Source organism: Sphingomonas sp. Leaf257 (assembly GCF_001422185.1).
Lineage (GTDB): Bacteria > Pseudomonadota > Alphaproteobacteria > Sphingomonadales > Sphingomonadaceae > Sphingomonas > Sphingomonas yabuuchiae.
In genome coordinates, this window is the sequence record NZ_LMMH01000002.1 from 136,786 (window position 1) to 162,975 (window position 26,190).

The 26,190-nt window shown below is 66.7% G+C and carries 26 protein-coding genes and 1 tRNA gene; 18 read left to right on the plus strand and 9 right to left on the minus strand.

Annotated elements, in window-relative coordinates; genetic code table 11:
* Positions 1-5: 5 nt before the first annotated feature.
* A complete protein-coding gene (locus ASF14_RS03765) occupies positions 6-1,436 on the minus strand; it encodes a DEAD/DEAH box helicase (RefSeq protein WP_056431796.1) in 1,431 nt (476 codons plus the stop codon).
* A 321-nt stretch (positions 1,437-1,757) separates the two neighbouring features.
* Positions 1,758-2,195: a hypothetical protein gene (locus ASF14_RS03770; RefSeq protein ID WP_056431799.1), complete on the minus strand. Its 438-nt coding sequence runs from the start codon at positions 2,193-2,195 to the stop codon at positions 1,758-1,760.
* Positions 2,196-2,263: 68 nt separating this feature from the next.
* Here ASF14_RS03770 and ASF14_RS03775 point away from each other — a divergent pair, with 68 nt between their 5' ends.
* From ASF14_RS03775 to ASF14_RS22105, 4 genes are all read left to right on the plus strand, one after another.
* Entirely contained in the window at positions 2,264-3,688 is a 1,425-nt protein-coding gene (locus ASF14_RS03775; protein ID WP_056431802.1) for an FAD-binding oxidoreductase, read from the plus strand.
* Between the two features lie 76 nt (positions 3,689-3,764).
* Positions 3,765-4,538 carry a SapC family protein gene (locus tag ASF14_RS03780; protein ID WP_056431924.1) on the plus strand — a complete coding sequence of 258 codons (774 nt, stop codon included), beginning with the start codon at positions 3,765-3,767 and terminating at the stop codon, positions 4,536-4,538.
* Between the two features lie 4 nt (positions 4,539-4,542).
* Entirely contained in the window at positions 4,543-5,085 is a 543-nt protein-coding gene (locus tag ASF14_RS03785) for a cytochrome b (protein WP_056431805.1), read from the plus strand.
* Positions 5,082-5,522, plus strand: a complete 441-nt coding sequence (locus tag ASF14_RS22105) for a hypothetical protein (protein WP_236696916.1) — start codon at positions 5,082-5,084, stop codon at positions 5,520-5,522. The genes ASF14_RS03785 and ASF14_RS22105 overlap by 4 nt, the downstream gene beginning before the upstream one ends.
* Before the next feature lie 272 nt (positions 5,523-5,794).
* Here ASF14_RS22105 and ASF14_RS03795 read toward each other — a convergent pair whose 3' ends face one another.
* Entirely contained in the window at positions 5,795-6,652 is an 858-nt protein-coding gene (locus tag ASF14_RS03795; protein ID WP_056431808.1) for an N-formylglutamate amidohydrolase, read from the minus strand.
* A gap of 100 nt (positions 6,653-6,752) precedes the next feature.
* Here ASF14_RS03795 and cpdR point away from each other — a divergent pair, with 100 nt between their 5' ends.
* On the plus strand, positions 6,753-7,130 hold the full coding sequence (gene cpdR, locus ASF14_RS03800; RefSeq protein WP_056431930.1) for a cell cycle two-component system response regulator CpdR: 378 nt from the start codon (positions 6,753-6,755) through the stop codon (positions 7,128-7,130).
* A 44-nt stretch (positions 7,131-7,174) separates the two neighbouring features.
* Positions 7,175-7,249 (plus strand) — tRNA-Val (locus tag ASF14_RS03805).
* 25 nt (positions 7,250-7,274) lie between these two features.
* Here ASF14_RS03805 and ASF14_RS03810 read toward each other — a convergent pair.
* On the minus strand, positions 7,275-7,703 hold the full coding sequence (locus ASF14_RS03810; RefSeq protein ID WP_056431811.1) for a DUF6508 domain-containing protein: 429 nt from the start codon (positions 7,701-7,703) through the stop codon (positions 7,275-7,277).
* Positions 7,704-7,758: 55 nt separating this feature from the next.
* Here ASF14_RS03810 and ASF14_RS03815 point away from each other — a divergent pair, with 55 nt between their 5' ends.
* From ASF14_RS03815 to ASF14_RS03835, 5 genes are read left to right on the plus strand one after another with little or no spacing between them, the layout of a single operon-like run.
* A complete protein-coding gene (locus ASF14_RS03815; protein ID WP_056431815.1) occupies positions 7,759-8,046 on the plus strand; it encodes a hypothetical protein in 288 nt (95 codons plus the stop codon).
* Positions 8,047-8,054: 8 nt separating this feature from the next.
* Positions 8,055-8,486 (plus strand): periplasmic heavy metal sensor, encoded by a 432-nt coding sequence (locus ASF14_RS03820; protein ID WP_082442061.1) that lies wholly within the window; start codon positions 8,055-8,057, stop codon positions 8,484-8,486.
* Between the two features lie 8 nt (positions 8,487-8,494).
* Positions 8,495-9,058 (plus strand): RNA polymerase sigma factor, encoded by a 564-nt coding sequence (locus tag ASF14_RS03825; protein ID WP_056431821.1) that lies wholly within the window; start codon positions 8,495-8,497, stop codon positions 9,056-9,058.
* A gap of 44 nt (positions 9,059-9,102) precedes the next feature.
* Positions 9,103-10,953, plus strand: coding sequence for a copper resistance system multicopper oxidase (locus ASF14_RS03830; protein ID WP_082442057.1), 1,851 nt, complete (start codon positions 9,103-9,105; stop codon positions 10,951-10,953).
* Positions 10,950-12,101: a copper resistance protein B gene (locus ASF14_RS03835; protein ID WP_056431824.1), complete on the plus strand. Its 1,152-nt coding sequence runs from the start codon at positions 10,950-10,952 to the stop codon at positions 12,099-12,101. Before ASF14_RS03830 ends, ASF14_RS03835 begins: the two co-directional genes overlap by 4 nt.
* Before the next feature lie 32 nt (positions 12,102-12,133).
* Here ASF14_RS03835 and ASF14_RS03840 read toward each other — a convergent pair whose 3' ends face one another.
* From ASF14_RS03840 to ASF14_RS03850, 3 genes are all read right to left on the minus strand, one after another.
* On the minus strand, positions 12,134-13,315 hold the full coding sequence (locus tag ASF14_RS03840; protein ID WP_236696917.1) for a DUF1624 domain-containing protein: 1,182 nt from the start codon (positions 13,313-13,315) through the stop codon (positions 12,134-12,136).
* On the minus strand, positions 13,312-13,944 hold the full coding sequence (locus ASF14_RS03845) for a DUF1826 domain-containing protein (RefSeq protein WP_056431827.1): 633 nt from the start codon (positions 13,942-13,944) through the stop codon (positions 13,312-13,314). The genes ASF14_RS03840 and ASF14_RS03845 overlap by 4 nt, the downstream gene beginning before the upstream one ends.
* A 131-nt stretch (positions 13,945-14,075) precedes the next feature.
* The gene (locus ASF14_RS03850; RefSeq protein WP_056431830.1) at positions 14,076-15,386 is read right to left on the minus strand and encodes a sugar MFS transporter; all 1,311 of its coding nucleotides are present in this window, start codon (positions 15,384-15,386) and stop codon (positions 14,076-14,078) included.
* 183 nt (positions 15,387-15,569) lie between these two features.
* Between ASF14_RS03850 and ASF14_RS03855 the strand changes: the two genes are divergently transcribed.
* On the plus strand, positions 15,570-16,664 hold the full coding sequence (locus ASF14_RS03855) for an aldose epimerase family protein (RefSeq protein WP_172839593.1): 1,095 nt from the start codon (positions 15,570-15,572) through the stop codon (positions 16,662-16,664).
* A 13-nt stretch (positions 16,665-16,677) separates the two neighbouring features.
* Positions 16,678-18,474 (plus strand): IlvD/Edd family dehydratase, encoded by a 1,797-nt coding sequence (locus ASF14_RS03860; protein WP_056431838.1) that lies wholly within the window; start codon positions 16,678-16,680, stop codon positions 18,472-18,474.
* Positions 18,475-18,542: 68 nt separating this feature from the next.
* Here ASF14_RS03860 and ASF14_RS03865 read toward each other — a convergent pair whose 3' ends face one another.
* Positions 18,543-18,917, minus strand: a complete 375-nt coding sequence (locus tag ASF14_RS03865; RefSeq protein ID WP_056431841.1) for a hypothetical protein — start codon at positions 18,915-18,917, stop codon at positions 18,543-18,545.
* 183 nt (positions 18,918-19,100) lie between these two features.
* Here ASF14_RS03865 and ASF14_RS03870 point away from each other — a divergent pair, with 183 nt between their 5' ends.
* Genes ASF14_RS03870 through ASF14_RS03880 form a run of 3 tightly spaced genes read left to right on the plus strand, consistent with a single transcriptional unit; the run spans position 19,101 to position 21,938 of the window.
* On the plus strand, positions 19,101-20,246 hold the full coding sequence (locus tag ASF14_RS03870) for a fumarylacetoacetate hydrolase family protein (RefSeq protein WP_056431845.1): 1,146 nt from the start codon (positions 19,101-19,103) through the stop codon (positions 20,244-20,246).
* A gap of 11 nt (positions 20,247-20,257) precedes the next feature.
* Positions 20,258-21,046, plus strand: coding sequence for an SDR family NAD(P)-dependent oxidoreductase (locus ASF14_RS03875; protein WP_172839592.1), 789 nt, complete (start codon positions 20,258-20,260; stop codon positions 21,044-21,046).
* A 28-nt stretch (positions 21,047-21,074) separates the two neighbouring features.
* Complete coding sequence (locus tag ASF14_RS03880) at positions 21,075-21,938, plus strand: SMP-30/gluconolactonase/LRE family protein (RefSeq protein ID WP_056431850.1); 864 nt, start codon at positions 21,075-21,077, stop codon at positions 21,936-21,938.
* 308 nt (positions 21,939-22,246) lie between these two features.
* Here the strand turns inward: ASF14_RS03880 and ASF14_RS03885 are convergent, their stop codons facing one another.
* A complete protein-coding gene (locus ASF14_RS03885) occupies positions 22,247-22,978 on the minus strand; it encodes a FadR/GntR family transcriptional regulator (protein ID WP_056431939.1) in 732 nt (243 codons plus the stop codon).
* 149 nt (positions 22,979-23,127) lie between these two features.
* On the opposite strand from ASF14_RS03885, the gene ASF14_RS03890 reads away from it, so the two are divergent.
* Positions 23,128-24,651: an aldehyde dehydrogenase (NADP(+)) gene (locus ASF14_RS03890; RefSeq protein WP_056431853.1), complete on the plus strand. Its 1,524-nt coding sequence runs from the start codon at positions 23,128-23,130 to the stop codon at positions 24,649-24,651.
* A gap of 71 nt (positions 24,652-24,722) precedes the next feature.
* Complete coding sequence (gene araD1, locus ASF14_RS03895; protein WP_056431856.1) at positions 24,723-25,715, plus strand: AraD1 family protein; 993 nt, start codon at positions 24,723-24,725, stop codon at positions 25,713-25,715.
* The last annotated feature ends 475 nt before the right edge of the window (positions 25,716-26,190 follow it).

The window sequence follows — 26,190 nt, forward strand, 5'->3', positions numbered from 1 at the left end:
CGGCGTCAGATCCCGAACGAGACCTTCAGGAAGTCCGGGATCGGGCCGTTCCAGCCGCCGTCATCGGGCGTCTCGTCGGTGTGTGAGCGGCGGCGATCGCGGCGACGCTCGTCGCTGCGTGTCTCGCGCGGTTCCTCACGACGCGCCTGTTCGCGCTGGGGCTGTTCGCGACGGGTTTCCTCGCGACGCGAACGGGCGCGGGGCGCTTCCTCGACCGTTTCGGCCACGGGGGCGGTCGCCTCGACCTCGACCTCGGCCGTGCGGGGCGCGCGGTCGCGGCGCGTGCGGCGGGCGGGGCGCTCCTCTTCCGCCGGGGCGGGGAGTTCGAGACGGTCGATCTTCTGGCCGGTCAGCTTCTCGATATTCTCGAGATTCTCGGCGTCATCGGGCGCGACGAAGGTATAGGCGGTGCCGGTCGCGCCGCCACGCCCCGTCCGGCCGATGCGGTGGACATAATCGTCTGGATGCCAGGGGGCGTCGAAGTTGAAGACGTGGCTGACGCCCTTGATGTCCAGCCCGCGCGCCGCGACGTCCGAGGCGACCAGGATGTTGATATCGCCGCGCTTGAACAATTCCAGTTCGGCCAGGCGCTGCGGCTGTTCCATGTCGCCATGAATCTCGCCCGAGCGGAAACCGTGCTGCTTGAGCGACTTGTTCAGCTCGCGCACCGTCGTCTTGCGGTTGCAGAAGATGATCGCGTTGCGCACCTCTTCCTGCCCCAGCAGCTGGCGCAGGCGCTTGCGCTTCTCGAACGACTGGGGCGCGACCGGCACAACGAACTGGGTGATGTTGGTGTTGGTCGAGGCGGGGCGCGCGACCTCTATCGTCTTCGGATTTTGCAGGAACTTGTCGGCCAGCTTCTTGATCGGCGGCGGCATCGTCGCGGAGAACAACAGCGTCTGGCGCTGCGCGGGCAGCTTGGTGCAGATTTCCTCGATATCGGGGATGAACCCCATGTCGAGCATCCGGTCCGCCTCGTCGATGACCAGCATCGAACAGCCGGTCAGCAGGATGTTGCCGCGCTGGAACAGGTCCATCAACCGGCCCGGCGTCGCGATCAGCACGTCGACGCCCTTTTCCAGCGCCTTGATCTGATCGCCCATCGACACGCCGCCAATGAGGAGGGCCATGGAGAGCTTTTGACCAGCGCCGTATTTTTCGAAATTCTCGGCGACCTGCGCGGCGAGTTCGCGCGTCGGCTCCAGGATCAGGCTGCGCGGCATCCGCGCGCGGCTGCGGCCATGCGCCAGGATGTCGATCATCGGCAGCACGAAGGCGGCGGTCTTGCCCGTGCCCGTCTGCGCGATGCCGATGATGTCGCGCATCATCAGCACGGAGGGGATGGCGGAGGCCTGAATCGGCGTCGGCTCGGTATAGCCGGCGTCGGTGACCGTCTTGAGAAGTTCGTCGGAGAGGCCGAGATCGGCAAAGCTCATGCAATTTTCCGGAATTTGGTGCGGAATGGGAATCGCCCCGCACTCGCCCAGCAGCCTATGCCGCTTGCGGATTTGGTGGCGAATGTCAAGTTTTCCACATGGCGGAGGGGGCGATACCTTGCGAATCCCGACGTCATCTTCCCTTCTTCCCCCCCTCCCGCAAGCGGGAGGGGTCGGGGGAGGGCAAGGAGTCTCACCGAGAGCATCGCTTGTGGCGCTTCCCTCCCCCATCCCCTCCCGCTTGCGGGAGGGGCGTGCTGGAGGCTAGGTCGAAATTTAATTCGCACGAATTTCCTATGCTCCCCATGCCCGGGGGAGAAGTCAGCGCGCCGGGACCAGGGATCGGAACCGCTCGATCTCGCATGTGCGGCCCGCGCGGGTGCGGATCGGGTCGCGGTCGGCGCAAATCTGGCCGTCGGGACCGGGGCGGATATAGAAGCTGGAATAATAGTCGAGCTGGCGACAGGCACGCACCAGCCGCGCGCGTACCCGCTTGCCGCCGGTCAGCACGATATCGACCGCACCTTCCTCGGCGGGCAGCGCACCCGCCAGATCCTGGGCGGGGATGCAGCGGGGGCCCTTGCGTTCCTTCCACCGGATCGGGGTGACGGGTGCTGGCGCGGCGCGGGGGACGCGGATGACGACACGCTCGCGGATGACGACCTGCGCATAATGCACGGGTTCACGCCGATCGGCCGCACCCAGCAGGGCGGGCGTCATCAGGGCGATGGCGGCAAGGTTTCGATGGCGGCGCAGCATGTCAGCAGGACCCCTTCATAGGGCCGATGATTGAACGCTTTATGAACCTGGCCTAGGCGATCCCCGTCATGACTCCCGCCCAGACCGCTTTGCTCCAGGCCCTGACCCCCATTTTGGGCGACAAGGGCATCGTCACCGACCCCGCGCTGATCGCGCCATGGGAAGTGGACTGGCGGCGGCGCTTTTCCGGCCATGCCCCCGCGATCCTCGCTCCCGCCGATACGGGACAGGTGCAGGCGGTGCTGCGCGCGGCGACCGAACACCGGGTGAGGCTGGTGCCGCAGGGGGGAAACAGCTCGATGGTCGGGGGCGCGACGCCGCCTGCCGATGGCTCGGCGCTGATCCTGTCCACCCGGCGGATGAATCGCATCCGGCGCATGGACGCGGGCGCAGGCATGGTCGTCGCCGAGGCGGGGGTAATCCTGGCCGATCTTCACGCCGCTGCCGAGGCGGAGGGCGCGCGCTTTCCGCTGACGCTGGGGGCGAAGGGCAATGCCACGGTCGGCGGTCTCGTCTCGACCAATGCGGGGGGTACGCAGGTGCTGCGTTTCGGCACGATGCGCGGCCTGACGCTGGGCGTGGAGGCGGTGCTGCCTGACGGGACGCTCCATGACGGGCTGTCGGCGTTGAAGAAGGACAATCGTGGTTACGATCTGGGCCAGTTGCTGATCGGCGCGGAGGGGACTTTGGGCATCGTCACCGCTGCCGCGCTGCGGCTGGCGCCGGGGATCGCACGCTCGGCGACCGCCTGGGTCGGGCTGTCCGATCCCGCCGCCGGTCTGACCTTGCTGCGCCGGTTGCAGGCGGCGACCGACATGATCGAGAGTTTCGAGATCATGCCCGCCGAAAGCCTGGCGGCCGCCGTCGCGCATCTGCCCGGCGCACGCGCGCCGCTGGAGGGCACGCATCCCTGGCATGTCCTGATCGAGGCGGTGACCGGCGATGCGCAAGCCGATCCGACCGCGATGCTGGAGACGCAACTGGCCCGTGCGCTGGAGGATGGAGTCGTCGCCGACGCGGTGATCGCCGCCTCGGATACGCAATCCGAAGCCTTCTGGCTGCTCCGTCACTCGCTGTCCGATGCCGAACGCGCGCTGGGTCCGGCGGTGCAGCATGACATCGCGGTGCCGGTCGATGCCATGCCGCGCTTCATGGTCGAGGCGGCGGCCGCGTGCGACGCGCGCTTCCCCGGCACTCATGCCTCGGGCTTCGGCCATCTGGGCGACGGCAATATCCACTTCCATGTCCGCGCCGCCGCCGGCACCGATCGCGACCGTTTCTATGCCGAGGATGCCGCGACCATAACCCGCTTCGTCCATGATCTGGTCATGGCGGCGGGCGGCACCATTTCGGCCGAGCACGGCATCGGCCAGATGAAGCGTGACGAACTCGCCCGCCTGTCGCCCGAACGGGTCGCGGCGATCCGCGCCATCAAGACGGCGCTCGATCCGCACGGTCTGTTCAATCCGGGCAAGCTCGTCGCTTGCGCATGAGGCGCTAGGCCCATAGACACGGACGCAGGACACGCGGCCGGGGGGCTCGCGTGGATCGCGTTTTTTGGAGAATATCATGGCGAGCGCGCCGTCCCTTCCGCTTTTCTACAACGGCCTGGAGCCGCTTTCGAGCGAGGCTCATGCGAACTACAAGGTTCGCCCGCAGGAGACCGCGCCCTTCCTGGTCGGCCAGCACGCCATCCCCGTGACCGTGGACGAATTCCCGCTGGTGCAGCGTTTCATGCCGATCGTCTTCTCGGTCGGCGACCAGCCGATCCCTCTGGCGCTGATGGGCCTGAACGAGGGCGTGAACGTCTTCGTCGATGACGAAGGCCGCCTGACCGAGACGAACTTCTACGTTCCCGCCTACATCCGCCGCTATCCGTACATGCTGGCGCGGCTGCGCCCGGAATCGGAAGAGCTGTCGCTGTGCTTCGACCCGACCTCGCCGACCATCGGTGCGTTCGACGACGGCGAATCGCTGTTCGACGGCAACCAGCCGAGCGAGCTGACCAAGAACATCCTCCAGTTCAACGAATCGTTCGAACAGGCGGGCGCCCGTACCCAGAACTTCATGAAGGAACTGGGCGAAATGGGTCTGCTGATGGACGGCGAAGTCTCGATCCAGCCGGACGGCGCGGATCAGCCCTTCGTCTACCGCGGCTTCCAGATGATCAACGAGGAAAAGCTGGTCGACCTGCGCGGGGACCAGCTGCGCAAGATGAGCCAGTCGGGCATGCTGCCGCTGCTCTATGCGCACCTCTTCTCGCTCTCGCTGATGCGCGACATCTTCGCCCGTCAGGCGCAGCTGGGCAAGATGCCGCAGCCGCAGCTTCAGCCGGTCGGCTGATCCGATGCGCGGGCCGGTCGTTTCCGCCAGTCCGCGCTATAGCCAGGTCGCGATCGTCTTTCACTGGACGATCGCGGCGCTGGTCGTGGCGAACCTCGCCATCGGGCTGCTCCATGAGAGCCTGCTGCCCGGCACCATTCCGCTGCACAAGGCGATCGGCCTGACCGTGCTCGCGCTGACGGCGGCACGGATCGCCTGGCGACTGGGCCATCGCCCGCCGCCGCTGCCCGCCGAAATCCCGGTCTGGGCACGTGGAAGCGCCCATGCGCTCCACGCCACGCTCTATGCTCTGATGATCGCCATGCCGATGACCGGCTGGGCGATGGGCTCCGGCCGCGACGTGCCGCGCCCCGTCAGCTGGTTCGGCCTGTTCGACGTGCCGCCACTCCCCATCGGCAAGGCCGCCGCCGGTGTCGGGCATGAAGCGCATGAGATTCTAGGCTGGGCGATGCTGGCGCTGGTGGTGATCCATGTCGCCGCGGCGCTGCGCCACCATTTCCTGCTGCGCGACGGCCTGCTCGCGCGGATGAGTTTCCGGCGGGGGTGAGCCCGTTTGTGGGGTCCCCGATAAAAGTTGCTTGGCTGATTGCTCGCAGCTTTGGTTTTTTGCGCATATTGGTGCGCTTCGGAACCAGCATAGGCGGCTGGCGTCAGTGGAAAGCTGTCTTTTCGGTGCCGCTAGACCGTGATCATGCCGCTCGCCCGCAAAAAATCATCCTGCACGCGCCCATTTCTGACGAGGCGCTTCTCGACGCCTTTGTTGAGCAATGCCTTCGCGATGACGTTTCTCTGGTTGCGGTTGTCGGGCCCGGCTGCTCGAGGATCGAGGACGTTATCGACGAGATTGTCGTCGGCGACGGTAATGATCCAACGCGTTTTCTCTGCACCACGTCTCATCCCGACCAACCGTTCGAAGACGTAATGAACATGGCGATCATCTGGGAATACGAACGAGGTGATCCAGTGGAAGAAGTGCGGCTGTAGCGAAGTTCACAAGGGGGCGACCCCAGATGGCGCGTGTATTGCGTGCCATCGCCTGACGCTCACAGCGAGGTCGCACGCCCGCTCCGCCACCACCCGTTACGAAAAAATGACGAATTGTGGGGGCGGGGGTTGAACCAAATAGGCCCCTTCTTATTTATATCCTGTACGACGTCGTGTCCCCCCTTTCGCGATGTCGTATGACACGCTTTCAGCGTGTCTCCTCCCTGAACCTTGGCCGCCTCGCGCTCTTCCCCCTTGCGCGAGGCGGTTTTTTATTCGGCGGCCATCGCGGCTGGTTGCCCCAAGGCTTCGGCGGCGAGCGCAGACAGGATTCGGCGCACCAGCGCGACTGTGGCATCAAAGCCCGGCCCCGGCACCTCCAGTGCGGCATCGAGATAGAGCGAGCGGTCGAGCTCGAGCTGGATGGCGTGAATGCCGCGTCGCGGATCGCCGTGCCGCTCGACGATATGGCCCCCGGCATAAGGCGCATTGCGGGTGACGGCGAAACCGGCCCCGCGCGCCTCCGCCTCGATCCGGGGGACGAAGCGGGTGGCGGCCGTCATGCCATGCCGGTCGCCGATGACGATGCGCGGCACCAGTCCCGGTGCGCCCAGCGGCGGCATCGAATGCAGGTCGAGCAGCACCGCCACCCCGAACCGCGCCCGCGCCGCCGCCAGCCGTTCCGCCAGCGCGCGGTGATAGGGGCGGTGGTCGTTCTCGATCCGGGTGACGATCTCCGCATCGGTGAAGCGTCGCGTCCAGATATCGCCATGCCCCGCCACCCGGCGCGGCACCAGGCCCAGCCCGCTGCGCAGCTTGGCCGAGGCGCGGGGTGCCATCCGGGCGCCCTCGTCGATCAGCGGATCACGCTCACGCTCGTCACGGTTCAGGTCGATCCATGCGCGCGGCATATCCTGCACCAGCATCGGCTCGTCGCCGCGCGCTGCCATGCCGACCAGATCGATCAGCCGGTCCTCCAGCGCCATCACGGCGGCGACCGGCACCCGCAGCGCCGCGACCAGCTCCGGCGGATAGGCGCGCCCACCATGCGAAACCGAGATGACCACCGGCCCCGAGGGCACCGGATCGCCAAAGCTCTGAAAGGATGCGCCGAAGCTCGGGCTGGCCATTGGCGGCGATTCTATGGCGGCAATCCAATATGGGCAATGGTCTGGAAATCTTAACCGCGCCGCCGCTAAGCTGACCGCCAACATGAATCGGGATGACGCGATGTTCCATATCCTGCTGGCCGAAGATGACGAGGTCATGCGCGAATATCTGACACGGGCGCTGACGCGGTCCGGCTACCGGGTGACGGCGGTCGATCGCGGTACGGCGGCGCTGCCGTTGCTGGAAAGCGAGCGGTTCGACCTGCTGCTGACCGATATCGTCATGCCCGAGATGGACGGCATCGAACTGGCGCAGCGCGCCGCCTCGCTGGTCCCCGACCTGCGGGTGATGTTCATCACCGGTTTTGCCGCGGTCACGCTGAAGGCGGGGCAGGCGGTTCCCAACGCCCGCGTCCTGTCCAAACCCTTCCACCTGCGCGACCTGGTGATGGAGGTGGACCGACTTTTTGCAAAAGAATCGGCGGATGGTGCGATTTAGGGCTTGCCAGTCCCGCCGAAACTGCTAATTGCCCGGCCTCCGGCGGGCGTGTAGCTCAGTGGTAGAGCACTGTGTTGACATCGCAGGGGTCGCAAGTTCAATCCTTGCCACGCCCACCATCGAAAACCCCGCTAGGCCAACGGCTTAGCGGGGTTTTTGGTTTTTCCGGTCCATCTCGCCGAGAACCACCGCACGCTCGGCGATGGCGCGCATCAGCCCTGTGTCGAACGCGCGTGCCAGCGATCCTTCCGAGAACCGGTCGGCACGCAGCTGGAATGTCAGGATCCAGGCGATCTGGTCGATGCTCGCATCGGCGATCGCGGAAGGGTGCTCGGCCATGTGCATCAGCGCGGCGCGCGCTTCGTCGTCCACCGGTTTGCGGTAATGGGCCGAAACATCCTCGGTCGCGATGGCCGCGACGAAGGCGGAGGCGGGCTCGGAGAGGTTGAACCAGGCCATGGAGATGACCCCCTCGGCGGATCGCCGAGGCTCGGTCCATGCGCCCGTCACGAAATCGGGCGCGGCCAGGATGGGCGCGAAAGCGGCGATGTTGCGAAGCGTGGCCATGTCCATATGCTGATCCTATCCGCCCCATGAGGGACGGCCACCGTTTTTGCGTAATGGTTTCATGATGACCGACCTGTTCGACCGCGATCTTGCCCGATTGGCGCACAGCACCCCGCCCGCGACCCTGGATGCGCTGGAGCGACGGGTGGCGGCCGCGATCGATGCGGGAGGGTCGGAGACAGGCGGTCTGTCGGTTCGGGGGCTGGCACTGGCAGGCGGCGCGGCGCTGATGCTGGGGATCGTCGGCGGCGGGGTGGTGGCCGGGCGCAGCGAGGCGAGAGCGCGGCCGGTGGAGGTCGCTGCGCTCGATACGGGACTGGCGCCCTCGACCTTGTTGCTCGGCCGATGAGCGGGGCGATGCGGCGGAACCTGCTGACCCTGGTGATCGCGTTCGTCGCGGCGCTGGCGGGGGTGGCGATCGGGTGCCAGTTGCTGATGCCCGCCGAGCCACGGGCGAGCGACATCCATATGCTAGTCCACCGCGACATCGCGCTCGACCCGGACCAGCGAATCGCGCTCGACCGGCTGGAGGCGCAGTTCGCGGCACGGCGCGCCGGGCTGGAGGCGCGGTTGCGTGGTGACAATGCCCGGCTGGCCGCCGCGATCGAGGCCGAGCATCGCGACGGGCCGCAGGTCTCGCAAGCCATCGACGCGGTGCATCACAGCATGGGCGATCTGCAAAAGGCGACGCTGGCGCATGTCTTTGCGATGCGTCGCCTCCTTCGCCCCGATCAAGCGGCGATCTTCGACCGGCTGGTGGCGGCCAAGCTGACCGACACAGGCCGATAGCCGAGCGCGTGGGGGAGCGCGATCTGGCGGGGCTGGCGGACGGCGATTTGGTCGCGCTGGCGATCGGCGGGCGGCCGGGTGCCTATGCGGCGATCGTCACGCGGCACAAAGCCGCGCTCTATCGTCTGATCCTGGCCCAGGTCCGCGACGCCGACGAGGCGCTGGATCTGGTGCAGGAGAGTTTTGTCGCGGCGCATGGCGCGCTGGGCCGGTTCGATCAGACACGGAGCTTGCGCGCTTGGCTCAGCCGGATCGCGCTCAACAAATGCCGGGACTGGGCGCGACGGCGACGGGTGCGCGCGATGCTGGCGCGGGTTCTGCCGGTCGAGGCGGCGGCAGAGGTCGCCGACGACCGGATCGGGGGCGAGGCGGCGGCGATCGAGCGCGATTCGCTGGCGCGCACATTGGCCGCGCTCGATGCCTTGCCCGCCGCGTTGCGCGAGCCGCTGATCCTCTGTGCGGTCGAGGGATTGAGCCAGGCCGAGGCGGCCGAGGCGCTGGGCCTGAGCAGCAAGGCGGTCGAGCTTCGCATACGCCGCGCCCGTGCCGCCTTGCGCGAGCAGACCGGATAAGGGGCGGGGTGAGGGGTGGGCCGCCTCCATGCGTATAAGGGGGCATGATCGACCCGACGACCGCGATACGCCGCCGTGACCTTCTGGCCGGGGGCGTCGGCCTGACCTCGCTTGCCGCTTTGCCCGCACTGCCTGCCTGGGCGCAGGGCCATGGCCTGTCGGCCCATACCGGGCCGCGGGCCGAGTTGACCGGCCCCGACATCACCCTGACCATCGCGCGCCAGCATATGATGATCGACGGCAAGCCCTATCATGCGATTGGCATCAACGGATCGGCCCCCGCCCCGCTGATCCGCCTGCGCGAGGGGCAGCGGGTGCGGATCACCGTGGTCAATGCGCTGGACGAGGAAAGCTCGATCCACTGGCACGGGCTGCTGCTGCCCTTTCAGATGGACGGGGTGCCGGGGATCAGCTTTCCGGGCATTCCGGCGGGTGGGCGCTTCACCTATGAGTTCCCCGTCGTCCAGGCCGGGACCTATTGGTATCACAGCCATTCGGGATTGCAGGAGCAGGAAGGGCTGTACGGCCCGATCGTGATCGATCCCGCCGGGGCGGACACTATCGCATCGGACCGCGAGCATGTCGTGCTGCTGTCCGATCACAGCCCGCTTCACCCCCATGCGATCTTTCGCCGGTTGAAGATGCAGGGCGGTTATTTCAATTACCAGAAGCAGACGCTGGCCGGGCTGCTGACGGGCAAGGACCAGCCCTTGCGCGAACGGCTGGACTGGGGCCGGATGCGGATGGACCCCAGCGATGTGTCCGACGTGACGGGGTCGACCTATCGCTATCTGGTCAACGGTCATGGTCCGGCGGACAATTGGACCGGGCTTTTTACCCCTGGCGAGCGGGTACGGCTGCGCTTGGTCAACGCCTCGGCAATGACCAACTTCAACGTCCGCATCCCCGGCCTGACGCTGACCGTCGTACAGGCCGATGGGCAGGATGTGCGGCCGGTGACGGTCGACGAGCTTCAGATCGCGGTGGCCGAGACCTATGACTTGATCGTCACGCCGACCGAGGACCACGCCTATACGCTGGTCGCCGAAACCTGGGATCGATCGGGCATGGCGCGGGGGACGCTGGCGCCCCGGATGGGCATGGTCGCGCCCGTGCCTGCGCTACGCCCCCGGCCGCTGGCGACGATGAAGGATATGGGGATGGGGGGCATGGAGCACGGCGCCATGGCGGGCGGCTGTTCCCCCGAACATGCCGCAATGGGGCATTGCCAGCCGAATGCCACGCCCCGGATGGACCATGGCCAAATGGACCATGGTCAAATGGATCATGGTCAAATGGATCACGGCCAGATGGATCATGGCCAGATGAGCCATAAGATGCGCGACTTCGCCAACGCGCCCGGCCTGCCGCGCACGCCGGTCGTCCAGACGGTCGCGCCGATGCCGGTCGACCGCACCGGTGAGCCGCCCCAGGGGCTTGCGGATGTCGGACACCGCGTCCTGACCTATCGCGATCTGATGAGTGCCAAGGTCAATCCCGACACCCGCACGCCGTCGCGCGCGCTGACCATCCATCTGACCGGCAATATGGAGCGCTATATGTGGGCGTTCGACGGGGTGAAGCTGAACGCCGTGACCGCGCCGATCCCGTTCCGGCTGGGCGAGCGGGTGCGCGTGACTCTGGTCAACGACACGATGATGGCACACCCCATCCACCTGCACGGCCATTTCTTCGAGCTGGTGACGGGGCATGGCGACCATGCCCCGCGCAAGCACACCGTCAATGTCGCGCCGGGCGGCACCGCGACGTTTGACCTGACGGCGGATGCCGAGGGCGACTGGGCGTTCCACTGCCACATGCTCTATCACATGCATGCGGGCATGATGCAGGTCGTCACCGTCCGGCGCGACGCGGACAAGGGAGCGGCGGCATGATCCCCTTCCCGCTGCTGATGCTCGCCGATCCGATGGGGCAGCATCATCACATGATGCCCGGCATGACGATGCCCGGCATGACCATGGCTCCGGCCAAACCCGCCGCGGTCCCGCGCAAGGCGGTCAAGCGCCGGGTGGTCAAGCCCGCGCCGAAAAAGGCTCGTGCGACTGTGCGGGCCTGTTCGGCCGAACATGCGGCGATGGGGCATTGCACCCCGGCGGATGGCAAGCCCGACCCGATGCCCGGCATGGCCGGGATGCCGAAGGAGGGGGCTTCCCCTGCCTGCTCGGCGGAACATGCCGCCATGGGGCATTGCCAGGCCAAGCCGGAGACGGAATCCATGCCGGGGGGCATGGCGATGGACCACGGGGCGATGGACCACGGGGCGATGGACCACGGGACGATGGGGCATGGCGCCATGCCCCAGCAATCCGTCGGTTCCGCGCCGCCACCTCCCGCTCCGACCGATCGCGCCGCCGACCGCTTCTACGATCCCGCCGCCGTGGCCGCCGCCAACCGGCAGATGCGGATGGAGCATGGCGGCATGCGCTTTTCGCAGATCCTGTTCAACCTGGCCGAGGTGCAGGTCCGTGACGGGCGCGACGGCTATCGCTGGGACGGGGAGGGCTGGTTCGGCGGCGACATCCACCGGCTGGTCGTCAAGACCGAGGGCGAGGGCACGTTCCGCGACCGGATCGGCTCGGCGGAGGTGCAGGCGCTCTATTCCAGGGCGATCGATCCCTATTGGAATTTGCAGGCGGGCGTGCGGCAGGATGTCGGGCGGCTTGCACGGCGGACCTATGCCGTGGTCGGGGTCGAAGGGCTGGCCCCCTATTGGTTCGATGTCGAGGGCGCGCTTTTCCTGTCGGACAAGGGCGAGCTGCTGGCCCGTACCGAAGCCTGGGTCGACCAGCGCCTCACCCAGCGCGCGATCCTGCAACCGCGCATCGAGGTGAACTTCGCCGCGCAGGACATAGCCGACCAGCAGATCGCGGCGGGCGTCTCCAACCTCGAACTGGGCCTACGCCTGCGCTACGAGATAGCCCGCGAATTCGCGCCCTATGTCGGGGTCCATTGGGAACGCCGCTATGGACCCGCCAGCGGCGGCGGGGCCGCGCTGGCGCTGGGTATCCGGACCTGGTTCTGATATTCCTCGCCTTCCAGGGGAGGAATCAAGGGTCAGAAATAGCGCAGCCAGCGCAGGTCGCGGCGGCGGCGCTTCAGGTCGGCGAACCATTTGGTCGGGTAATAAAGCGGCACGATCAGCAGCAGATAGACCAGCCACATCGCCCCGACCGAGGGCAGGCCGAACACCTGCCCCTGATTGGTGCCCCAGATCGCCACCGCGCCCAGATACAGGCCGCGCAGCACATAGAGGTGGAGCAGATAGAAGCCCATCGGCGCGCCGCCCATCACCGCCAGCTTGCGCGCGATCGGCCCGCTCCGCCCCTCGAACAGGGCGAGCAACAGCGCCGCGACGCCCAGGGTGGACAGCAGGAACAGCAAGGACGGCGGATATTTGGTCAGCGCGAGAAAACTCATCACGCTGCGCAGAGGGTCGCCCGGCACCATGGCCCAGGGCGCATCGCCATAGCCGTTGATCGTCCGCAACAGGACGAAACCCAGGATCAGCCCCAGCCCAAGCGCCGCCAGCCAGCGTTGCCGCTCCCCGGCCGGGCGGGTGAACCATGGTCCGATCGCATGGCCCAGCGCGATCACCCCGATCCAGGGCAGCACCGGATAGGTCGTCTTGATGGTGATCCCCATCCATTCGAACGCGCTGCGCTTGTGGATCAGCGCCCAGGGCTTGAACCAGGGGCTGTCGGGCGCGAAGGCGATGGGGTCGAGCAGATTATGCCCCGCCACGATCGCCAGCCCGATCGCCGCCACCGCGCCGCGCGGCAGGTGGATCAGCCCGGCGAGCGCGATCATGCACACACCGATCGCCCAGATCACCTGCAACCAGATGGTCTGGGGCGGGAACCGCGCCGACCAGGCAAAGCCGACCAGCGTCAGCTCCAGCAGCATCAGGAACAGGCCGCGCGTCAGGAGGAAGCGGCTGGTCTCCGCGCGGCTGTGCGTCTGGCCATAAAGCCAGGCCGACAGGCCAGTCAGCGCGATGAAGGTCGGCGCGCAGAGCGAGGCCAGTGTCCGGCTGAAGAACAGGGCGGGGGCGACGAGGTGCGCGTCCATCGGGTCGCCCACGGCCCAATGCGTGCACAAGGTATCCCGCACATGGTCGAGCAGCATGATGACCATGACCAGCCCCCGGACCGCATCGATGCTCGCCAGCCGCGCGGCGGCGGAGACGGGCGTGGAGTGCCTGCGCACGGCATCATGGGGCAGGGTCAGGCTGGTCACGCATCCGCCTCCGGCCAGGGCGCGTCGATGACGAGCAGCAGCCGGTCCTCGCCGGTCCCCGCGATCGGCGGCGAGCGGTGGATGATCGCCCGGTCGCCCGCACGCTCGCGCCCCTTGAACAGGCCGACATCGCCCGCCGCCAGCGCGCGCGGGGCGGTTTCGTCGGGCGCATCCTGGGGCAGCCACTGGGTCGCCTGTCCGCAATAGGTGGTGATCAGCCGCAGGCCGACATAATCGGCGTGGAATTTCCAGCAGCCGTTGCCCGTGACACGCTCGATCCGCACCTCCACCCGCTCCTCGCCGGTCCAGGTCGCGTAGAGCATCGCCAGCCGTGCGACATCGGCGGCCAGCGTCTCGTGCCACGGCTCAGGGGAAAGGCCTGCCAGCGCGTCGCGGACCTTGGCGGCGACGCCCTGTGTGTTCGCGGCGAAGCGGATCGTCGGAAAATCGGCAAGAGCGGGGGCGGGCAGGGGAGAGGGACGCTCCCAGACGGCCAGCGTCACCTGCGGCTGATCGATCGTCGCCAATACCGTGGAGTCGCTGTCGATCCGCACATGATCGGGCAGGGGCAAGGGCCGGGGTAGGGGACGGGGCGGGGCGGTATCGGCCATGGGGATCATGCGCATCATCTTCGATCGTTCGTGTTACGGTGTAACATTACCAGATCGGGTGCGATGGCGAAACCCCGAGCCCCTCCTCATGCAAAAGGGGCGGCGCCTCGCGGCACCGCCCCCTTGGTCTTATTCCCCGATGGGCCGGTTTACGCGGCGTCTTCATCCGGGAAGATATTGGCGGGCTTCGACCCCCACAGCGCATAGGCGAGCACGATGACCTCGCACGCCATGGTCAGGAAGAACGAGTTCTGCAGGCCGTAATGATCGGCCAGCCAGCCCTGAACGACGACGAGTGCGCCACCGGCGATCGCCATGATCATCAGCCCCGAGCCTTCCTCGGTTAGCGGACCCAGGCCACGGATGGCGAGGGTGAAGATGGTCGGGAACATGATCGAATGGAACAGGCCCACCGCGATCAGCGCCCACATCGCCATCGGCCCGGTGGTGAAGGTGGCGATCGCGACGACGACGAGCGCGCCGAAGGCGAAGACGGTCAGCACGCGTTCCGGCGCGACCTTCTGCATCACGAAGCTGCCGAAGAATCGACCGACCATCATGCCGCCCCACAGCAGCGACAGATAGCGCGAGGCCTGGTCATGCGTGACGGCGGCGATGTTGGGCTGCGACACGAAGTTGATGAACAGATTGGCGACGCCGATTTCCGCGAGCAGATAGGCGATCATCGTCGGGATGCCGAGCGTCAGGTTGCGATGCTTCCACAGCGAATGCTGCTTGCGCTCGGCCTTGGCGGCGCGCTGCGTCGACGAACCCAGGGCGGGCAGCGGGAAGCGCGCGATGATGATGGCCAGCACGACCAGCACCACGGCGACCAGCGCATAGGGCAGGATGACCGACTGGGCATCGGCATAACGCTGCGCCTGGGTCAGCGCGGCGCCCGCCTCGGCGGTGCCGCTGCGGCTGCGGCCGAGGATCAGATATCCGGCGAACAGCGGCGCCAGCGTGGTGCCCAGCGAGTTGAACGCCTGCACCAGGTTGAGGCGCGACGAGCCGGTTTCGGGCGGGCCGATGACGGTCACATAAGGGTTGGCCGCCACCTGGAGCAGCGTGATGCCGCTGGCGATGACGAACAGCATGACCAACGTCACGCCGTAAGAGGGCAGGCTGGCGGCCAGCGTCATGCCCAGCGCACCCGCCGCCATGATCAGCAGGCCGATGACGATGGACTTCTGATAGCCGACGCGTTCGATCAGCTTGGCCGAGGGGATGGAGGCGAAGAAATAGGCGATGAACCAGACCGACTCGATCAGCGTGGTCTGGGCGTAATCAAGCTCGAACACCGACCGCAGATGCGGCAGCAGCACGTTGTTGATGACGGTGATGAAGCCCCACATGAAGAACAGGCTGGCGAGGAGAGTCAGCGCCGACGTGTAGTTCGCGGCCTTTCCCCCGACAGGCGTTGCGCCGTTGGCGCGGGACGTGACGGGTGGTGCGGCCATGAAATCCTCTCCTTCGCGCCGGCGAACATCATCAAAAGATGTTCGTTGACCGGCTTGCTCCTGATATTTTGTCTGACTATAGTGACACAAAAGGCGCGTCAATGGCGTCTGGCGACGGAGGGATGAGGCATGTCGATGGCGTCAATCAAGAGCTTTCTTACATTGGTAGCGGTAACCTCCGCAATGACTTCCACGGCCGCTCTCGCGAGCGAGGCAAAGCGCGCCCCCGCCGGCTATGCGGCCGAGGGTGGTGCCATCGAAACGGTGACCCTGACCAACAAGGCCGGGCTGTCGGCGCGCGTCCTGACCTATGGCGCGACGCTTCAGTCGGTGATGGCCCCGGACCGCGACGGCAAGCTGGCCGACGTCCTGCTCGGCTATGACAAGGCCGAGGATTATGTGAATCATCCCAATTTCTTCGGCGTGACGGTCGGCCGCTTCGCCAACCGCATCGGGGGCGGCCGCTTCACGCTGGACGGCAAGAGCTATCAGCTGCCGCTGAACGACAAGGTCAACTCGCTGCACGGCGGGACCAAGGGCTTCGACAAGAATCTTTGGAAGATCGTGTCGATGAAGGACGGCGCCACCGCCAGCGTCGTGATGGCGCTGACCAGCGCGGACGGCGACCAGGGCTATCCCGGCAAGGTCGACGCCACCGTCACCTATTCGCTGGACGAGGCGGGGTCGCTGACCATCGCGTTCGAGGCGAAGACCGACAAGCCGACCGTCATCAACATGACGAACCATGCGATCTTCAACCTGAACGGTGAAGGTTCGCCGCTGGGCGCGACCTTCCACAAGCTGACCATTCCGGCCGCCGCCTTCACGCCGGTCGATGCCAAGCTGATCCCGACCGGCGAGCTGAAGCCGGTTGCGGGCACCGTGTTCGATTTCCGCGCGGCCCGCGTCGTCGCCGACGGCATTCGCGACGGCAACGACCAGCAGATCCGCTACGGCCAGGGCTATGACCACAACTTCGCGCTCGACAAGGGGCTGACCGCCACGCCGCAGCTGTCGGCGCGGCTGGAGGATCCCGCCTCGGGCCGCGTGCTCGAAGTGCTGTCGACCGAGCCGGGCGTGCAATTCTACACGGGCAATTTCCTCGACGGCACCTATGTCGGCAAGAAGGGCCATCTGTACCGCATGGGTGACGGCATCGCCCTGGAGCCGCAGAAATTCCCGGATTCGCCCAACAAGCCGTCCTTCGTCTCCCCGCGCGTCGATCCGGGTAAGCCCTACCGGCATACCATGATCTATCGCTTCTCCACCGTTCGCTGACCGAAAGCCTGACATGACCGACACGCCCACCCAGAAGCTGCGCAGCCGCGCCTGGTTCGACAATCCCGAGAATATCGACATGACCGCGCTCTATCTGGAGCGTTATCTGAACTTCGGCCTTTCGCTGGAGGAGCTTCAGTCGGGCAAGCCGATCATCGGCATCGCGCAGAGCGGCTCCGACCTCTCGCCCTGCAACCGCCACCATCTGGTGCTGGCCGAGCGCGTTCGCGAAGGCGTACGCGAGATGGGCGGCATCGTCCTGGAATTCCCGGTCCACCCGATCCAGGAAACCGGCAAGCGCCCGACCGCCGGTCTTGACCGCAACCTGTCCTATCTGGGGCTGGTCGAGGTGCTGTACGGCTATCCGCTCGATGGCGTGGTGCTGACGATCGGTTGTGACAAGACGACCCCGGCGATGCTGATGGCGGCCGCCACGGTCAACATCCCGGCGATCGCGCTGTCGGTCGGCCCGATGCTCAACGGCTGGCACAAGGGCGAGCGCACCGGCTCGGGCACCATCGTGTGGAAGGCGCGCCAGATGCTGGCGGCGGGCGAGATCGACGATGCGGAGTTCATCCGCCTGGTCGCGTCGTCGGCCCCCTCGACCGGCTATTGCAACACCATGGGCACCGCGACCACGATGAACTCGCTGGCCGAGGCGCTCGGCATGTCGCTGCCGGGTTCGGCGGCGATCCCCGCGCCGTATCGCGATCGCCAGGAAGTCGCGTACCTCACCGGCAAGCGCATCGTCGAGATGGTGAACGAGGATCTGAAGCCCTCCGAGATCCTGACCAAGGACGCGTTCCACAATGCGATCAAGGTCAACTCGGCGATCGGCGGTTCGACCAACGCGCCGATCCACCTCGCCGCCATCGCGCGTCACATCGGCGTCGACCTGCCCGTGCAGGACTGGGAGAGCGAGGGGCACAAGGTGCCGCTGCTCGTCAACCTGCAGCCTGCGGGCGAGTATCTGGGCGAGGATTATTACCGTGCGGGCGGCGTGCCCGCCGTGGTCAACCAGCTGATCGAGCAGGGGCTGATCCACGAGGACGCACTGACCGTCAACGGCAAGACCATGGGCGAGAATTGCCGTGGCGTCGCCATCGAGGACGAAAAGGTCATCCGTCCCTTCGCCCAGCCGCTGGTCGAGGAGGCGGGCTTCATCGTGCTGTCGGGCAATCTGTTCGACGCCGCGATCATGAAGACCAGCGTGATCTCGCCCGAATTCCGCGAGCGTTATCTGTCCAACCCCGACGACCTGAACGCCTTTGAAGGTCCGGCGGTCGTGTTCGACGGGCCGGAGGATTATCACCACCGGATCGACGATCCCGCGACCGGCATCACGCCCGAAACGCTGTTGTTCATGCGCGGCGCGGGGCCGATCGGCTATCCGGGCGCGGCGGAAGTCGTCAACATGCGTCCGCCCGCCTATCTGATCACCGAGGGCGTGCATTCGCTGCCCTGCATCGGTGACGGCCGTCAGTCGGGTACGTCGGGATCGCCCTCGATCCTGAACGCCAGCCCCGAGGCGGCGGCGATGGGCGGCCTGGCGCTGATCCAGACCGGTGACCGGGTGCGTATCGACCTGAACACGGGGAGCGCCAACATCCTCATCTCCGAGGAAGAACTGGCCGAGCGTCGCAAGACCCTGGCGGCGGCGGGCGGGTATAAATACCCGGCCTCGCAGACCCCGTGGCAGGAAATCCAGCGTTCGGTGGTCGGTCAGATGTCGACCGGCGCGATCCTGGAAGGCGCCGAGAAGTATCAGCGCATCGCCCAGACCCAGGGTCTGCCGCGCGACAACCACTGATACGGGCACTGATGATCAGGTCGACCGGCCGGGCGGATCATCCCGCCCGGCCGGTCGACCGATCGGGTTCAGTGATTCTGCAGCCAGGCCAGGGCGGCATCGTGCGACAGGAAGGCGTCGAGATGCGCGAGCGGGTAGTTTTTCCGAACCTGCAATTTCAGCGGGCTGGAATCGACGACCAGGGCCAGGCGATCGTCGGGATGATAATGGGCGACGATCCCGTCGCGCATGGCCTGCACCATGGCCATCGACATGATGGGGGCACCCCGCCGATCGATCAACGCCTTGGCATATCCCAGCTGGCGGCGCGATTCGTCGAGAAAGGGCTTGAAGGCCAGCCAGTAGCGATTGGCGATTTCGGGAGACCACGGGCCGTGTGCGCGAACGTGGATGATGTACCGATCGTCCATCGTAACGGTGAACGCGGGATCTTCGATACGCATGCGATTCCTGTGCACTGGCCGCCGCCGAGGAGAAGGGGCCGTCGCCCAAGTCCTAGACGGGTACAGGCGGGATTTGAACACGCTGCATTTGTGGAACGCCCCAGAACGGGGCGGCCGACCCGGGCCCCCTTGACCTGAACCGGACAGCAATCGATACCGCTAACAAATCTGCGGAGAGGAATTATGGCCAGCAATCATACCGACCTGATGGGCGCTTTGCCGGACGATTGGCGCGACGGACGCTTTGTCGGCCGGATTGACCGGGGCGAGGGGCCTTGCCCGATCCTGGTCGAGAACGGCCAGGTCTATGACATGAGCCGCGTAGCCCCCACCGTCTCGGCGCTGCTGGCGAGCGGCACGGTCGAGGCATCGCAGGGCGAGGCGCTGGGCGAACTGGCCGATCTGAACCTGTCGCCGGAAGCGGGCGCGGCCCATCGGCTGTTGTCGCCGATCGACCTGCAATGCGTGAAGGCGGCGGGCGTGACCTTCGCCGTGTCCGCGCTGGAACGCGTGATCGAGGAGCGCGCGCGCGGCGACCATGCCAAGGCGGCGGGTCTTCGCGGCACGCTGGAGTCGGCACTCGGTGGCAATATCCGCTCGGTCGTACCCGGCTCGCCCGAAGCGGCGCAGTTGAAGGACGCGCTGATCGCCGAAGGTCTGTGGTCGCAATATCTGGAGGTCGCGATCGGCCCGGATGCGGAGATCTTCACCAAGTCGCCGGTGCTGTCGACGGTGGGATGGGGGATGCCGGTCGGCGTCCGCTCCGACTCGACCTGGAACAACCCGGAGCCGGAAGTGGTGCTGGTCGCCGATGCCCATGGCAAGGCGGTCGGCGCGACGCTGGGCAACGACGTCAATCTGCGCGATTTCGAGGGGCGCTCGGCGCTGCTGCTCGGCAAGGCGAAGGACAATAATGCGTCCTGCTCGCTCGGCCCGCTCGTCCGCCTGTTCGACGACGGCTTCACCATGGACGATGTCCGGTCGAGCGAGGTCAAGCTGACCATCACCGGCACCGACGGCTATGTGCTGGAGGGCGCCAGCTCGATGGACCAGATCAGCCGTGACCCCGAGGATCTGCTCGGTCAGGCGCTCAGCGAGCATCATTATCCGGACGGCCTCGTCCTGTTCCTCGGCACGCTGTTCGCGCCGACCCAGGACCGCGACGAGCCGGGCCGTGGCTTCACCCATAAGGTCGGCGACACGGTCGTCATCACCAATCCGCGCCTCGGCACGCTGGTCAATCCCGTGATGACCTCGGCCGATGCCCCCGCCTGGACCTTCGGTCTGGGCGATTTGATGCGCAACCTGGCCAAGCGCGGCCTGTTGTGACGGAGACTTCCATGTTGCAGAAGACCAGTGCCGCGACCGACATGGTCGCGCGCTACCCCAGCCTGATCGACAAGCGCGTCATCGTGACGGGCGGCGGCTCGGGGATAGGCGAGGGGCTGGTCGAGGCGTTCGTGGCGCAGGGCGCGCGCGTCGCGTTCGTCGACATTGCCGAGGATGCGGCCCAGGCGCTCGTCGACCGGCTGACCCCCGATGCGCGTCATGCGCCGATCCAGCGCCACTGCGACCTGACCAACCTCGACAGCCTGAAGGCGATCTTCGCCGATCTGGAAGAGGCGCTGGGCGGTGTCGACATCCTGGTCAACAATGCGGGCAATGACGATCGCCACAGCATCGAGGACGTCACCCCGGCCTATTGGGACGAGCGGCTGAACGTCAATCTGCGCCACCAGTTCTTCGCCGCGCAGGCGGTAATCCCCGCGATGAAGCGGGCAGGCGGCGGCGCGATCCTGAACTTCGGGTCGATCAGCTGGCATCTGGGTCTGAACGACCTGGTCCTCTACCAGACCTGCAAGGCCGCGATCGAAGGGCTGACCCGCAGCCTCGCGCGCGATCTGGGGCGCGAGAATATCCGCGTGAACACCATCGTGCCGGGCAATGTGCAGACGCCGCGCCAGGAAAAATGGTATACCCCCGAAGGAGAGGCGGAGATCGTCGCGGCCCAGTGCCTCGACGGGCGTATCCAGCCGTCGGACGTCGCGGCCCTGGTGCTGTTCCTCGCGTCGGACGATGCGAAGATGTGCACCGGCCACGATTATTTCATCGACGCCGGTTGGCGGTAACAAACCGGGCGAGAGCAAGGAGAGAGTGATGCAGCAGGCCGAACATTGCCTGACCGTGGGTGCGACGCTGGGCGAAGGCCCGATCTGGGTCGATGACGCGCTTTGGTTCGTCGATATCAAGCAGCAGCGCATCTACCGCCATGATCCGGCTGTCGGCACGCTCGATCACTGGGCCTCGCCCGAAATGGTCGGCTGGATCGTCCCGGCGCAGCGCGGCGGTTTCGTCGCCGGGCTGAAGTCGGGGCCGCATCACTTCGATCCTGCGACCGGCGGTTTCGAACGGCTGGCCGAGGTCGATACGCATCTGCCCGCCAATCGCCTGAACGATGCCTGTGTCGACGGGCAGGGGCGGATCTGGTTCGGCACGATGGACAATGACGAGACCTCGCTGTCGGGCCGCCTGTTTCAATGGGCCGCCGGTCTGGTCACGCCGACCAGTGCGGATGCGGTGTGCATCACCAACGGTCCCGCCATCTCGCCGGACGACTCGACGCTCTATCATGTCGATACGCTGGGCAAGGTCATTTTGGCGCATCCGATCCTGGGTGACGGCACGCTCGGCCCCGCGACCGAGTTCGCGCGGTTCGGCGATGCGGACGGCCATCCCGATGGCGCGATCTGCGATGCCGAGGGTGGCGTGTGGGTCGGCTTCTTCGGCGGCTGGGCCGCACGGCGCTATGGCCCGGACGGCGTGCTGACCGACGAGGTTCGCTTCCCCGTGTCCAACATCACCAAGATCGCGCTGGGCGGCCCCGATGGCCGCACCGCCTATGCCACCACCGCGCGGCAGGGCCTGTCGGAAGAGCAACTGGCCGAGCAGCTCCAGGCAGGCGACATCTTCACCTTCCGGGTGACCGTTCCCGCCAAGCTGGTCCACCGCGCGGCGATTTGAATTCTTCTTTCCCCTCTCCCCTGGACAGGGGAGAGGGTTAGCGGAGCTTGCCAGCGTGCTGGCTAGCGCAGCTTGGGTGAGGGGTTGAGCGAGCCTTCGGCTCGCGCGCTCGCACATGCGAACGCAGCACCCCTCACCCAGCTCCGACTAAGCCTTTGCTTTCGCAAAGACCAAGTCTGCGCAACCCTCTCCCCTCAATGAGGGGCGAGGGAGGGAAAAAGCATCACAGAATGGCGATTCGGCCGGAAAACTCTCATTCCCGAACCCGGCGTCTCGGGTGGCCCGCTCCCTTCGCGGGAGCGGGCCTTTTATCCCTCCATCGCGCTGCGCGTATCCTCCAGCGCCAGATCGACGAGCAGCCGCATCGCCTCTCCCGCCGCCTCGACATCGCCCGCGGCGATCGCGTCATAGACCTTCACATGGTCGGGCACCGGATTGCGGGGCAGCGCGCGCGACCGCTGCTTGAACTGGGTGGTCCAGGCGACCGCCGCGCCGATGCTGGCGGACAGCACGACCAGCGCGTCGTTGCGCGTCGCGGAGAGCACCGCATTGTGGAAGTCCCGGTCGGCGGCCCGCCCCGCATCGGTGGCCAGCGTATGACGGCGCATCGCCCCCAGGGCGTCGCGCATGTCCTTCAGGTCGGTCTTGTCACGACGCTCGGCCGCCAGCCGGGCTGCGGCAGGCTCGACGATGGCGCGAAGTTCGAACAGGCTGCGCACGAAGTGAATGTCCGGCTCGCCCGAAAAGGCCCAGGCCAGCACATCGGGGTCGAGCAGGTTCCAGCGGCTGCGCGGCAGGACACGCGTGCCGGTCTTGGGTCGGCTTTCGACCAGCCCCTTGGCGCTCAGCACCTGCACCGCTTCCCGGTATGCGCTGCGAGACACGTCGAGCGCTTCGGAAAAGGCGACTTCCCCCGACAGCGTGTCGCCGGGTCGATACTCGCCCGAGACGATCGCCGCGCCCAATTTGTGCGCGATCGCGCCATGCAGGCGACGGCCGGTGCCGCGCCGGGCCTTGGGGGCGGCCTCGTCAGACCCCATCTCTCCGACGGTTTCGGGCGGCGCGTCGCCGTTCGTCATGCTGTCACTCATCAATCGTACCTCTCCGCCCCCATCCTTACCCACAACCTTTAACATTGCCATCGCTCCGTCAAACTAATATGTCGGAGTAATATAAAGGAGCTTCCCCTATGACCGATTTCCGTTCGATCGACGCCGCCACCGGCCAGCCGGTGGGCGACGCCTTTGCGGTGCACGGACCGGCCGATGTCGAGGCAGCCTGCGCCGCGGCGGAGGAGGCGTTCGACGTCTATCGCGCCACCAGCCGTGAGGAGCGCGCCGCGTTCCTCGACAAGATCGGTGCCGAGATCATGGCCATCGGCGACGACCTGATCCAGGCGGCGATGCGCGAGAGCGGCCTGCCGCGTGCCCGTCTGGAGGGCGAGCGTGGCCGCACCGTCGGCCAGCTGGGCCTGTTCGCCAAGGTGCTGCGCGCTGGGGCCTATCTGCAGGTTCGTATTGACCCTGCCATGCCCGACCGCCAGCCGCTGCCGCGCCCCGACCTGCGCCTGCGCATGGTGCCGCTGGGTCCCGTCGCAGTGTTCGGCGCATCGAACTTCCCGCTCGCCTTCTCGACCGCCGGTGGCGACACCGCCTCGGCGCTGGCCGCCGGTTGCCCGGTCGTGGTCAAGGGCCATCCCGCCCATCCGCAGACCGGCGCGCTGGTCGCCGCCGCGATCGAGCGGGCGGTCGAAGCCTGTGGCCTGCCCAAGGGCGTGTTCAGCCACCTGACCGGCCCGAGCAACGAACTGGGTGCGGCGCTGGTCCGCGATCCGCGCATCGCGGCGGTCGGCTTCACCGGCTCGCGCGCGGGCGGCCTGGCGCTGGTCAAGATCGCGCAGGAACGCCCGGTGCCGATCCCCGTCTATGCCGAAATGTCGAGCATCAACCCGGTCGTGCTGATGCCCGAGGCGCTGAAGGCGCGCGGCGCGGCGCTGGGCACCGCGTTCGTCGGTTCGCTGACCATGGGCGCCGGGCAGTTCTGCACCAATCCGGGCCTGCTGCTCGCCATCGAGGGCGAGGGGCTGGACGCATTCGTCGAGGCGGCGCGTACCGCACTGCCCGAGGCGGCGGCGCAGACCATGCTGACGCCGGGCATCCATGCCGCCTACACCAAGGGCACCGAATCGCTCGCCAGCCATGACAAGGTCGAGACGATCGCGCAGGGCAAGGTGGGCGAGGGCATCACCGCCGGTCGCGCCGCCTTCTTCCAGACCACGGCCGAGGCGTTCCTCGCCGACGAGGCACTGGGCCATGAAGTGTTCGGCGCATCGTCGATCCTGGTCCGCTGCCGCGACGAGGCGGAACTGATCGCCGTGCTCAAGGCTGCAGAGGGCCAGCTGACCGCGACGATTCAGATGGACGAGGGCGATACCGATATGGCCGCGCGGCTGGTGCCGGTGCTCGAGCGCAAGGCGGGCCGTATCCTCGCCAATGGCTGGCCGACCGGCGTGGAAGTCGCGCATGCGATGGTCCATGGCGGGCCGTTCCCCTCGACCTCGGACGCGCGCACGACCTCGGTCGGCAGCCTGGCGATCGACCGTTATCTGCGGCCGGTGTCGTACCAGAACCTGGCGGCCGCGCTGCTGCCGCAGGATCTGAAGGATGAAGCTGCGGGCACGCTGCCCCGCCTGGTCGATGGCCAGCCGGGTTAAGGAATGACGGGGCGCGGGCCGGATCAGGGTCCGCGCCCCTTCTAGTTGAAAAGATATCAGGGGAGGATTTGATGGCTGATCGTTTGTTGCAGCACCGCGCGCCCTCGGGTGAGCGCTCGGTCATTCTGGCGCGCGGCGACCAGGCCGCGTTCGTGCCGGGCGTCGAGAGCGTCATTGCGCTCGCCCAGCGTGCGATCGCGGAAGGCCGCTCGCTGCTCGATACCGCGCTGGCTTGCGGGCAGGGGGAAAGCGTCGATCTGGCGGCCGAACTGGCGGCGGGGCATTTGATCGCGCCGATCGACCACGCCGATCCCGCGCATTGCGTCATGACCGGCACCGGCCTGACCCATCTCGGCTCGGCCGAGGGGCGCGACAAGATGCACCGCGATGCCGCGGCCGCTGCGCACCAGACCGACTCGATGCGCATGTTCCTGGAAGGCGTCGAGTGCGGCAAGCCTGGCGAAGGCCAGGTCGGCCAGCAGCCGGAATGGTTCTACAAGGGGGACGGCTCGCAGTTGGTCGGCCCCGGCGAGGCGCTGGAAATGCCGGCGTTCGCGCAGGATGGCGGCGAAGAGCCCGAACTGGCGGGCATCTATCTGATCGGGCCCGACGGCACCCCGCATCGCCTGGGCCTGTGCCTCGCCAACGAATTTTCGGATCATGTGACCGAGCGTCACAACTATCTCTGGCTGGCGCACAGCAAGCTGCGCCCCGCCGCGCTGGGGGCCGAACTGCTGCTCGGCGAGGTGCCCGACCATATCGAGGGCACCAGCAAGGTGGCGCGCGAGGGTCGGACCATCTGGGAAAAGCCATTCCTGTCGGGCGAGGCGAATATGTCGCATAGCTTGGCGAATCTTGAGCATCACCATTTCAAATATGCGCTGTTCCGTCGTCCGGGGGACGTGCATGTCCATTTCTTCGGCACGGCGACGCTCTCCTTCTCGGACGGCATCCGTACCCAGGAAGGCGATGTGTTCGAGATCGCGGCGGCACCGTTCACCCTGCCGCTCACCAATCCGCTCAAGCGGACCGAGGATCGGCCGGTGACGGTCGGCCGTCTTTGAACGCCTGATTCTCTACCGTCCTATGATCGGGGGCGTCCTTTCCGAAGGGAAAGGGCGCCCCTGCCATATCGGGCGCTGTGATTCTGTCCGTGATTCCCGGCCTTTCAGGCCTGTGATTCGAGGAGGCACGTCCCACCGGGCATATGGTTCCGGAGCGGATACCGGAAATACTGTCGGCCAAACCACTGAAAAACGGCGTCTTTGTCGAATTTTTACGGAAAAATGAAAATCGGCTGTTGACGGTTCGGGGTGACCCCGCCTAGAGGGATGTCACCGCAACGGAGCGGGTCGCTGAGGCGGCTTCGGGGTTGCGGTACTGGCATTGAGATGCTGGCGCTCTGGGTCTCTAGACCGAAAGGTTTAGGGGTGGAAGACGCGCCGGTATTTGTTGTCGGGCTCTTTGACATTGTAGGTTAGATGAAGGGACATGCGGGCGGCGGCTTGGCGGTTGTCCTGGGCATTCAAGGTGCTCGGG